Source organism: Micromonospora citrea (assembly GCF_049629545.1).
Taxonomy (GTDB): Bacteria; Actinomycetota; Actinomycetes; order Mycobacteriales; family Micromonosporaceae; genus Micromonospora; species Micromonospora citrea_A.
In genome coordinates, this window is sequence record NZ_JBNADX010000040.1 from 24,281 (window position 1) to 34,795 (window position 10,515).

Consider the following 10,515-nt stretch of genomic DNA (forward strand, 5'->3'; position numbering starts at 1 on the left):
CGGGGGACGCCACCCGGGCCCGACGCGCTAGGGACGCCGCGCCCAGGTCCAGGCGTACCCGTCGTCCTCGCACTCCGCCGCCGCGTCGCAGAGGTCCAGCGGCCGGAAGGTGTCCACCATGACGGCCAGCTCGTCGAAGTAGTCGACACCGATGGAGCGCTCCGCCGCGCCCGGCTGCGGCCCGTGGGTGAAGCCGGACGGGTGCAGCGAGATGGAGCCCTGCTCGATGCCGGAACCGCGCCGGGCCTCGTAGTTGCCGCCGGTGTAGAAGAGCATCTCGTCGGAGTCGACGTTGTGGTGGTTGTACGGCACCGGGATGGCGTCCGGGTGGTAGTCCACCTTGCGTGGCACGAACGAGCAGATCACGAAGTTCGGGCCCTGGAAGGTCTGGTGCACGGGCGGCGGCTGGTGGATCCGGCCGGTGATCGGTTCGAAGTCGTGGATGGAGAACGCCCACGGGTACATGTGCCCGTCCCAGCCGACCACGTCGAACGGGTGGTGGGCGTACACGTGCTTCGTCCAGCCGCGACGGTGGCGGACCAGCACCTCGACGTCGGTGTCGTCGACCAGCAGCGGCGCGTCCGGCCCCCGGACGTCCCGCTCGCAGTACGGCGCGTGCTCCAGGAACTGGCCGCGTACGGAGAGGTAGCGCTTCGGCGGGCCGATGTGCCCGTTGGCCTCGACGGCGAGCAGTCGGGTGGGGGAGTCGCCGGTCGGGACGAGCCGGTGCACGGTCGAGGTCGGAATGATCACGTAGTCGCCGGCGACCGCGTCGAGCACGCCGAAGGTGGACTCGACCCGCAGGGTGCCGGCCTCGACGTAGAGGCACTCGTCGCCGGTGGCGTTGCGGTACAGCGGGGACGGCCGGTCGGCCAGCACGTACGCGATCCGGACGTCGTCGTTGGCGAGCAGGTGGCGCCGGCCGAGGACCGGGTCGGCGCCGGAGCCGTCGAGCTTGTGGGTACGCAGGTGGCGCGGCTTGAGGGGGAGGTTCGGGACCCGGGTGTACGCGGGCGGGGTGAACTCCTCGGCGGCGACGATCGCGGTGGGCGCGTGCCGGTGGTAGAGCAGGGACGAGTCGGAGGAGAAGCCCTCCTGGCCCATCAGCTCCTCGGCGTACAGGCTGCCGTCGGGCTGACGGAACTGGGTGTGCCGTTTGCGGGGCACCTCGCCGACGCTGCGGTAGTAGGGCATGTCGCCTCCCGTTATGTCCCGTTCACCGGCCGGGCGCGTCCGATAATCGGACGCTGTTGTCCGTTCCTTGTAGCGTCCCGTAGATTCTTGTCTCGTGTCAACGCACGTCCCCCACCTCTTCGCCGGCCTGGTCGACGACGCCGCCGTCTTCCCGCCCGGCAGCGCGTCGCTGCCCGACGCGGTCGCCGCCCACCGCGGCCACCGCGCCGCCTGGTACGCCGACCTGGTCGGCCCGCTGCTGGTCCCCGCGTCCGCCGTCGACGACGCCGCGCTGGACGGCATGGCCGGTGGAGTCGTCGGGCTGATCGGCGACACCGGGATCGACGGGCTGCCCGCCGCGCTGTCCCTGCTCGCCGAGGACCGGATCACCGCCCGGCAGGTCGAGGTGGCGGTCGCCCGGCGCGGGGAGGACCCGCAGCCGGGGCTCGCCGCGCTGCTGAAGCTCGCCGAATCGTGGGGCCTCGACGTCTACGCCGAGATCCCGCTGACCTTCGGCCTGCTGGGCGCGCTGGACACCGTCGCCGAGGCGCGGGCCGCCGGGCTGCCGGTCGCGGCCAAGTTCCGCACCGGCGGGCTGGCCGCCGAGCTGTTCCCGACCCCGGTCGAGCTGGCCGCCGTCATCTGCGCCTGCCGGGACCGGGAGCTGCCGTTCAAGCTGACCGCCGGGCTGCACCACGCGGTGCGCCACCTCGACCCGGAGACCGGCTTCACCCACCACGGCTTCGGCAACGTGCTCGCCGCCACCCTGGCCGCCGCCGGGGGCGCCGAGGTGGACACCGTCGCCGCGTTGCTCGCCGCGACCGACCCGCTGCCGCTGGTCGAGCAGGCCCGCTCCCGGCGCGACGACCCGCGGCCGCTCTGGGTCGGCTTCGGCTCGTGCAGCGTGCGGGATCCACTGACCGATCTGATCCGGCTGGGGCTGGTGAACGGGGGGTACGAGGCATGAGCGAGCGGAGCGAGCGAATCATCGGGTGCGGTGCCGTGGTGCCTCATGGCGGCACGCAGCGGAGCGGAGTGTCGGCATGAGCTGGGTAGATGGTGCGGACGGTTCGCCGTACGGGGTGACCAACCTGCCGTACGGGGTGTTCCGGCACGACGGGCGCGAGCCCCGGATCGGCGTACGCATCGCCGACCACGTGCTCGACCTGGCGGGGGCGGAGGAGGCCGGGCTGGTCCTCGCGGCCGGCGCGCTGGGCCGCCCCACCCTCAACGACTTCATGGCGCTGGGCCGTCCCCAGTGGACGGCGGTACGGCAGCGGATCGTCGAGCTGCTCAGCGAGCCCGCCCACCGGGCCGAGGTGCAGCCGCTGCTGGTGCCGCTCGGCGAGGTGGAGCTGCTGCTCCCGTTCGACGTCGCCGACTACGTCGACTTCTACTCCTCCGAGCGCCACGCCTCGAACGTGGGCCAGATCTTCCGCCCCGGCCAGCCGCCGCTGCTGCCGAACTGGAAGCACCTGCCGATCGGCTACCACGGCCGGGCCGGCACCGTGGTCGTCTCCGGTGCTCCGATCGTCCGCCCCACCGGGCAGCGCGCCACGCCGCAGGGCCCCACCTTCGGCCCCTCGGTACGCCTCGACATCGAGGCGGAGGTCGGCTTCGTGGTCGGCGTGCCGAGCGCGCTCGGCGACCGGGTCGCCGCGGCCGACTTCGCCGACCACGTCTTCGGGGTGGTGCTGGTCAACGACTGGTCCGCCCGGGACATCCAGGCCTGGGAGTACCAGCCCCTCGGCCCGTTCCTCGGCAAGTCCTTCGCCACCTCGGTCTCGGCCTGGGTGACCCCGCTCGACGCGCTCGCCGACGCGTTCGTGCCGGCGCCGGAGCAGGACCCGCCGGTTCAGGACTACCTGCGCCACACCCCGCACCTGGGGCTCGACCTGCGGATGGCGGTGGAGTGGAACGGCGAGCGGGTGGCCGAGCCGCCCTTCGCCACCATGTACTGGACGCCCGCCCAGCAGCTCGCCCACCTCACCGTCAACGGCGCCTCGCTGCGTACCGGGGACCTCTACGCCTCCGGCACCGTCTCCGGCCCCGAACGCCACCAGGTCGGCTCGTTCCTGGAACTCACCTGGGGCGGGACCGAGCCGGTCAAGGTCGGTGGCGGCGAGACCCGCACCTTCCTGGAGGACGGCGACACCGTCACCGTCCGGGCCACCGCCCCCGGCCCCGACGGCACCACGATCGCCCTGGGCGAGGTGACCGGGCGGATCCTGCCGGCCCGCTGACGTTCCGTCTTCGCCGGTCGCACCCGCTGTCCGACCGGCGACCGCTCCTGCCGCGTTTGATCAACCGGATTCCGTCGCCACGTCCTGCCCCCACCACCTGCCGTCCCGCCGGTGGTGGGTCCGTCCGGGCGTGGCGCGTCCCAGCGGACAGGAGGTACGAGCATGAACGATCTCGTGGGCGCGGTCTGGCGCACCAGCAGTCGCTCGAACGACCAGGGGCTCTGTGTGGAGGTGGCGGACAACCTCGTACGCAGCCACGGCGTCGTCGGGATACGCGACTCCAAGGACCCGGACGGGCCGGCGCTCGTCGTCGGCCCGCCGGGCTGGGCGGCGTTCGTCGAGGCGATCCGCCTCGGGGGGTTCCAGCCCTGACCGGGCCCGGGACGTCTTCGCCGGTGCCCTGTCCGGGCACCGGCGACGGAAATTCCATCTCCGGACCCCCGTGGGACCCTCACTCGCCGTACGGTGGACGGCACGGGAGGTGTCGCCATGTCGACGGTCACGGTCACCGAGTTCATCGAGGCGCCGGCCGACGACGTGTGGGCGCTCCTGGTCGACCTGCCCGTCCGGGCGGCCTGGCTGCGTACGGTCGGCGGGGTCGATCCGCTGACCACGGGGCCGTTCGGTCCCGGCACCGCCTGGCGGGAGATCCGCACCCGCCCCGACGGCGGCGACCAGGCCGAGGAGTTCGTGGTGCTGGAGGCGGAACCGCCGCACCGCCTGCTGCTCAGCTCGCCCGGCATCGGGGTCGACTACCGGATCACCTGGAGCCTGCGCACGGTGCGCCGGCGCGGCCGGGGCTGCACCGCGGTCACCGTCGAGCACCAGGCGGTGCCGACCGCCCCGTACGGGCGGGTGCTGGCGCTGCTCTTCGGCGGGTTGGCCGCCCGCGCGGTCGAGGGCGCCATCCGGCGGGACCTCGCCGACCTCGCCACCGCCGCCACCCGTGCCGACGGGGTGGCGGCCGCCTGAGCCGACCGGCGGCACCGCCGGGGCCGGGCCGGAGGACGCCCACCCAGGTCCGCCGGTGCGGTGCTCGCCCCGCCTGGCGTCCGGGTCCGGCGAGGGCCTGCCATCCGTTCGGTCGGCCGCGCCGCGACCTGACCGGGTCCCGGGGAGCCGGTCTGGGTAGGGTGCCGGGCGGAGGTGCGCATGGGTGTCCCGAAGGGGCGGCGACGGATCGTGGTCGCCGTGGCGGCGCTGCTCGCCCTCGGGGCGGTCGCCGCCGTCGGCTACCGGGTGCTCGCGCCCGCCGAGGTGGTCACCCCGGCCCGGGGCACGCTGCCGCCGCCGGTCACCCCGGCCATCGGCGTGATCGGCCGGCTGCCGGTCGCGCCGCTGATCGTCGAGGGCCGGCTGCGGGTGTACGCGGCGCAGCGCCAGGTCTACGCCGACCGGCCCGCCGACAGCCGGCACCGGGTCACCCCGTACTGGTCGTACCGGCGCTGGCCGGCGCAGGTCAACGGGGTGCTGGCGACCGGCTCCACGGTGCTCACCCGGTGGTCCGACGGGAAACTGGTGGCGCTGGACGGGCGTACCGGAGAGGTGGCCTGGCGGGCCGACGGCCCGACGCCCGGCGCGGGGTTCACCGCCCGGCGCACCGGGGCGGGCGTGGTGTGGGACCCGCAGGGAATCTTCGTGGCGTCCGGCGCGGACGGCCGGGCGGTGCTGGTCGTCTCCGGCGAGGGACGGCTGCGCGGGTACGCGCTGGCCGACGGGCGCGAGCTGTGGCGGGCCGACGGTCCCGCCGGCTGCCGCACCGACCTGGGCACCACGGCCGACGGTCGGGTCGCGACCCTCGACACCTGTACGGCGGCCACGGTGGAGTTCCGCGACGTGGCCACCGGCGCGGTGCTGACCCGCTGGCGTCCGCCGGCCGCCGGGGCGGAGCCGGTCGTCACCCCGCTCGGCTGCCTGACCCCCCGCTCGCAGTGCCGGGGGTTGCGGACCTCCGCCCCGGGCGACGCGGCCGGCCGGGGCTGGCTGCTCGGCGCCGGTGAGCCGGTCCCCGCGCCCACCCTGGACGCCGGTGACAGCACTCTCGTCGGTGAGATCGCGGTCGGCGACGACGGCGGTGTGCTGAAGGGCTGGGCGGCCCGCACCGGCAAGGAACGGTGGCGGCGCGGCGACCTCGGCCGGGTACGGGTGCTCGCGATCGAGCCCGGGCGGGTGCATGTGCTCACCGACCAGCGGGACCTGGTCACCCTGGACCCGACGACGGGCGCGCAGCGGTCCCGCTTCCCGCTGACCGTCGGGCAGGACGGGATCGGCTGGGTGCCCGGGCTGGCGTACGCGGCCGACGGCTACCTGGCCGTCGAGCGGCTGCGCGAGCGGGCCGGCCCGGACGACGACGACCAGGCGTACTTCCTGATGGCCGAGCCGGTGGTGCTCGCCGCGACCTGAGCCGGCCGCGACGAGCCCTCTCCCGACGGGTCAGGCCAGCGCCGCCTCGGCGACGGCCAGGAAGGCGTCGTTCTCGGCCGGGGTGCCGATGGTGACCCGGACCCCGTCGCCGGCGAACGGCCGGACGATCACGCCGCGCGCCTCGCACGCCTTGCCGAACTCCACCGCCCGGTCGCCCAGCGGCAGCCAGACGAAGTTGGCCTGGCTGGACGGCACGTCCGGGAGCAGCTTGCGCAGCGCCTCGGTGACCCGGTCCCGCTCGGCGACGACCAGCGCGCAGCGGCGCTCGACCTCGTCGGCCTGGGCCAGCGCGGCCAGCGCGCCCGCCTGGGCGGCCATGCTGGTGGAGAAGGGGGTGACCACCTTGCGGACGGCGGCGGCGACCTGGGGGCTCGCGGCCATCCAGCCGATCCGCAGGCCGGCCAGGCCCCACGCCTTGGACAGCGTCCGCAGCACCACCACGTTGGGCCGGTCCAGGTAGGTCAGGCCGTCCGGCACCTCCGGGTCGGTGACGAACTCGCGGTACGCCTCGTCGATGACGACCAGCACGTCCTCGCCGACCGCGTCGAGGAAGCGGTCCAGCTCCGCCCGGCGTACCGCCGTGCCGGTGGGGTTGTTCGGGTTGCAGACCAGCACCATCCGGGTCCGGTCGGTCACCGCCGCGGCCATCGCCGCCAGGTCGTGACCGTGCCCGGCGTCGTTGGGCACCCGCACGCTGGTCGCGCCGCTGGTCGCCGCGATGATCGGGTACGCCTCGAACGACCGCCACGAGTAGAGCAGCTCGTCGCCGGGCAGGCAGGTGGCCCGGACCAGGTGCTCGGCCAGCGCCACCGACCCGCAGCCGGTGGCGATCCGGTCGGCGTCCACGCCGTACCGGTCGGCGAGCGCCCGGCGCAGCGCCACCACGCCCATGTCCGGGTACCGGTGCGAGCCGGCGACCGCCTCGGTGACCGCCTCCACCACGCCGGGCAGCGGGCCGTACGGGACCTCGTTGCTGGCCAGCTTGATCGCCTCGTCCAGGCCCAGCTCGCGGGCGAGGTCGGCGGGGCTGCGGCCCGGCACGTAGTTGGGCAGCGCGTCGAGGTCGGCGCGGGTCAGCCGCAGTGCGGGCTGGTGACGTCCGGTGTCGGTCATGGGGTGTCTCCCGGGGAGTCGGCACGGTCGTGCGGGGCGGTACGGGTGGCGTCGTCGCCGGATCGCGGCAGCTGCACCACCACGGTCTGGGCGCGCTTGTCGTGCAGCGCCTGGCGGAGCGGGTGGTCGAAGAGGGCGGAGACCGCGTCGACGAACTGGAGGAGCAGGCCGAAGCAGAGGCAGTACCAGAGCAGCGTGGGCAGGCCCAGGGTGCTCCACCGGCGCATGGCGCGGCCGAAGCCGAGCGGCTGGTCGGCCTCGACCGGCACCACCCGGACGCCCATCAGCCGCTTGCCGAAGGTCTGCCCGTGCGACGCCGTCGAGGGCACCTCGTACGCGAACCAGAGCGCGGTGGTGATCAGCAGCATGACGATCACCAGCCCCTCGGCCTGCGCGCTGACCGTGGGCAGCCCTTCCTGCGAGGTGTCGCCGGCCATCGCGCGCCGCCACGCCTCGCTCAGGTAGGGCGAGACCTCCTGCCACCAGCGCCAGACGAAGATGCCGTTGGCCAGCACGTTGAGCAGGAACAGGATGCCGATGTCGATCATGCGGGCGACCAGCCGCGCCCCGTACGAGGCCAGCGGCAGCCCGTGCGGGCGGGGCAGTGGCGGGCGGCCCGGCCAGCCGGGCGGCGGCCCCTGGGGGTACCCCGGGCCCTGGCCCTGCGGCCATCCGCCGGGCGGCTGCCCGGGGGCGGGCGGCCATCCGGGCGGCTGCCCCTGGCCCTGCGGCCACCCGGTGGGCGGTTGCCCCGGGCCCTGCGGCCAGGTGGGCGGTTGCCCCGGAGCGGGTGGCGCTGCCCCGGCGGGCCGGGCGGGGGCGGGCGTCGTCGGCTGGCCGGCGGGCGGCTCGGCCGGCGGGGCGGGCTCGGCCGGCGGCGGCCCCTCCGGGGGCGTGACGTCCACCGGGATCGGCGCGCCGAGCCAGCCCTCACCGTCCCACCAGCGTCGGGTGTCCGGGTCGGCGGGGTCGACGTACCAGCCGGGTTGCACGCTCACGGAGCAACCTTAACGACGACGGTCCGGGCGAACTTGTCGTGGAGGCACTGCTGCCAGGGCTTGTCCCAGAGTTGCCAGAGCCCGTCGAGGTAGCTGAAGCCGGGGATGAACGACCCGCCGACCTGGTGGGCGAGCCAGCGCTTGGCGGCCGCCCTGCGGTCCAGCGTGCCGGCCGGGTCGACCGGCACCACGCGCAGCTTCATCACCCGCTTGCCCAGGGTCTGGCCGGTCTTGAACATCATCTCCACGTGGAAGACGTAGGTGACGCCGATGGCGAACAGGAAGATCCCGGCCTCCAGGGCCAGGAAGGGGAGCAGGAAGCCGGCGAACGGGTCCGGCTCGACGTAGCTGCCGTCGGCCGTGGTGTCGGTCAGGTCCGGCAGCACCGTCACGAAGAAGACGATCACCGCCGGCACGATCACCACCATCATGGCCCCCATCAGGACCAGCCCGTCGATCAGCACCGCCAGCAGCCGGTCGCCGAAGCTGGCGAGCGGCTGGCCGTTCGGGGCGAGGGCCGGCGGCGGCACCTTGTAGGGCGGCGCGAAGTGTCCCGGCGGCGGGGCCCAGCCCGGCGGGGCGTACTGCGGGGGGACCGCGTACCCCTGGGGGGTGGGGCCGGCGGGCGGCGCGAAGCCGCCGGCGGCGGGCGGCTGCCCACCGGCCGGCGGCGTCGGGTACGTCGGAGGCTGCGTCACGCCGACAGTGTTACAGGTTGCCGCGCTTCTCCTGCTCCCGCTCGATCGCCTCGAAGAGGGCCTTGAAGTTGCCCTTGCCGAAGCCGAGCGAGCCGTGCCGCTCGATCAGCTCGAAGAAGACGGTCGGGCGGTCCTGCACCGGCTTGGTGAAGATCTGGAGCAGGTAGCCGTCCTCGTCCCGGTCGACCAGGATCTTGCGGGCCTTCAGCTCCTCGATCGGCACCCGCACCTTGCCGATCCGGGCGCGCAGCTCCGGGTCGTCGTAGTACGAGTCGGGGGTCTCCAGGAACTCGACGCCGGCGGCGCGCATCGCGTCGACGCTGGCCAGGATGTCGTTGGTGGCCACGGCGATGTGCTGGGCGCCCGGACCCTGGTAGAACTCCAGGTACTCGTCGATCTGCGACTTCTTCCGGGCGATGGCCGGCTCGTTGAGCGGGAACTTCACCTTGCGGGTGCCGCTGGCGACGACCTTGCTCATCAGCGCCGAGTAGTCGGTGGCGATGTCGTCGCCGATGAACTCGGCCATGTTCGAGAAGCCCATGACCCGCTTGTAGAACTCCACCCACTCGTCCATCCGGCCGAGCTCGACGTTGCCGACCACGTGGTCGACGGCCTGGAAGAAGCGCTTCGGCTGGAGGCCGGCGTCGATCATCGGCTGCCGGTCCACGATCGGGCGGCGGGCGACGAAGCCGGGCAGGAACGGGCCGCGGTAGCGGGAGCGGTCGACCAGGGTGTGCCGGGTGTCGCCGTACGCGGCGATGGCGGCCAGCCGGACGGTGCCGTGCTCGTCGCTGACGTCGTGCGGCTCGACCAGGCCGGTCGCGCCCTGGTCGAGGGCGTGGGCGTACGCGGCGTCGACGTCCGGCACCTCCAGCGCGATGTCGGAGACGCCGTCGCTGTGCTTCGCGACGTGCTCGGCGCCCTCGGCGTCCGGGCGGACCGCGCCGGTCAGCACGAACCGGGCGGAGCCGCTGGTCAGCACGTACTGGGCGTGGTCCCGGTGCCCCTGCTCCGGCCCCCGGTACGCGACGCAGGTCATGCCGAAGGCGGTGGAGTAGTAGTGCGCGGCCTGCTTGGCGTTGCCGACCAGGAAGTGGACGTGGTCCAGGCCCTTGACCGGGAACGGGTCGTGGCTGATGTCGTGGTCGACCGCGCCGACGAGCCGGTCGATGTCGACGTCGTCGGTCGGTCGGTCGATCGCCTGGGTCATGGTGGCCTCCCTTGCGTACCGGCCGGCCTCGTGGGCCGTCGCGGTGGTCCGGTTGTTCTTCCGGGCAGGATCGCGGTGACCCGCCGCACTGGGCAACCGTCACTGATTCCGCTGGTCAGCTTGCACATTCAGTAGAGTGTTAGAACATGAATGCTGGACAGGATGTACAGCTCGACGAACTCGACGCCCGCTTGATCCAGTTGCTCGCCGACGAGCCGAGGATCGGGGTGCTGGAGTGCTCCCGCCGGCTCGGGGTGGCCCGCGGCACCGCCCAGGCCCGGCTGGACAAGCTGGTCGATCGCGGGGTGATCCGCGGCTTCGGGCCGGAGATCTCGCCGACCGCGATCGGGTTCGCGGTGACCAGCTTCGTCACCCTGGAGATCAGCCAGCGGCACGGGCACGACGCGGTCACCGCTCACCTGGCGGCCATCCCGGAGGTGCTGGAGGCGCACACCATCACCGGCGCCAGCGACCTGCTCTGCCGGATCGTGGCCCGCTCCAACAGCGACCTGCAACGCGTCATCGACCAGATCGTCAGCTACGACGGCATCCGCCGCGCCTCCACGATCATCGCCCTGGCCGAACAGATCCCCTACCGCACCCTCCCCCTAACCCACTCCGCCACCCACTAACCCCCTCCCCCTCCCTCCCTCCCT

General features: G+C 73.9%; 11 protein-coding genes. 6 read left to right on the forward strand and 5 right to left on the reverse strand.

Going from position 1 to position 10,515, the window contains the following annotated elements; genetic code table 11:
- Positions 1-27 precede the first annotated feature (27 nt).
- Positions 28-1,194 carry a homogentisate 1,2-dioxygenase gene (locus ACPFP2_RS28305; protein WP_424093059.1) on the reverse strand — a complete coding sequence of 389 codons (1,167 nt, stop codon included), beginning with the start codon at positions 1,192-1,194 and terminating at the stop codon, positions 28-30.
- Positions 1,195-1,288: 94 nt separating this feature from the next.
- Here ACPFP2_RS28305 and ACPFP2_RS28310 point away from each other — a divergent pair, with 94 nt between their 5' ends.
- The 5 genes from ACPFP2_RS28310 to ACPFP2_RS28330 all read left to right on the forward strand — a co-directional run bounded on the left by ACPFP2_RS28310 (position 1,289) and on the right by ACPFP2_RS28330 (position 5,819).
- A complete protein-coding gene (locus ACPFP2_RS28310) occupies positions 1,289-2,140 on the forward strand; it encodes a hypothetical protein (protein ID WP_424093060.1) in 852 nt (283 codons plus the stop codon).
- Positions 2,141-2,216: 76 nt separating this feature from the next.
- Complete coding sequence (gene fahA / locus ACPFP2_RS28315; RefSeq protein ID WP_424093062.1) at positions 2,217-3,416, forward strand: fumarylacetoacetase; 1,200 nt, start codon at positions 2,217-2,219, stop codon at positions 3,414-3,416.
- A 162-nt stretch (positions 3,417-3,578) separates the two neighbouring features.
- On the forward strand, positions 3,579-3,788 hold the full coding sequence (locus ACPFP2_RS28320; RefSeq protein WP_424093064.1) for a DUF397 domain-containing protein: 210 nt from the start codon (positions 3,579-3,581) through the stop codon (positions 3,786-3,788).
- A 117-nt stretch (positions 3,789-3,905) separates the two neighbouring features.
- On the forward strand, positions 3,906-4,388 hold the full coding sequence (locus tag ACPFP2_RS28325) for an SRPBCC family protein (RefSeq protein WP_424093066.1): 483 nt from the start codon (positions 3,906-3,908) through the stop codon (positions 4,386-4,388).
- Between the two features lie 180 nt (positions 4,389-4,568).
- Positions 4,569-5,819: a PQQ-binding-like beta-propeller repeat protein gene (locus ACPFP2_RS28330; RefSeq protein ID WP_424093067.1), complete on the forward strand. Its 1,251-nt coding sequence runs from the start codon at positions 4,569-4,571 to the stop codon at positions 5,817-5,819.
- A gap of 30 nt (positions 5,820-5,849) precedes the next feature.
- Here ACPFP2_RS28330 and hisC read toward each other — a convergent pair whose 3' ends face one another.
- From hisC to hppD, 4 genes are read right to left on the reverse strand one after another with little or no spacing between them, the layout of a single operon-like run.
- Positions 5,850-6,953 carry a histidinol-phosphate transaminase gene (hisC, locus tag ACPFP2_RS28335; protein WP_424093069.1) on the reverse strand — a complete coding sequence of 368 codons (1,104 nt, stop codon included), beginning with the start codon at positions 6,951-6,953 and terminating at the stop codon, positions 5,850-5,852.
- Entirely contained in the window at positions 6,950-7,951 is a 1,002-nt protein-coding gene (locus tag ACPFP2_RS28340) for an RDD family protein (RefSeq protein ID WP_424093071.1), read from the reverse strand. Before ACPFP2_RS28340 ends, hisC begins: the two co-directional genes overlap by 4 nt.
- Positions 7,948-8,649, reverse strand: a complete 702-nt coding sequence (locus ACPFP2_RS28345) for an RDD family protein (RefSeq protein ID WP_424093073.1) — start codon at positions 8,647-8,649, stop codon at positions 7,948-7,950. Before ACPFP2_RS28345 ends, ACPFP2_RS28340 begins: the two co-directional genes overlap by 4 nt.
- 10 nt (positions 8,650-8,659) lie before the next feature.
- The gene (hppD, locus tag ACPFP2_RS28350) at positions 8,660-9,859 is read right to left on the reverse strand and encodes a 4-hydroxyphenylpyruvate dioxygenase (RefSeq protein ID WP_424093074.1); all 1,200 of its coding nucleotides are present in this window, start codon (positions 9,857-9,859) and stop codon (positions 8,660-8,662) included.
- A gap of 146 nt (positions 9,860-10,005) precedes the next feature.
- Here hppD and ACPFP2_RS28355 point away from each other — a divergent pair, with 146 nt between their 5' ends.
- Entirely contained in the window at positions 10,006-10,491 is a 486-nt protein-coding gene (locus ACPFP2_RS28355; RefSeq protein ID WP_424093076.1) for an Lrp/AsnC family transcriptional regulator, read from the forward strand.
- Positions 10,492-10,515: the final 24 nt, after the last annotated feature.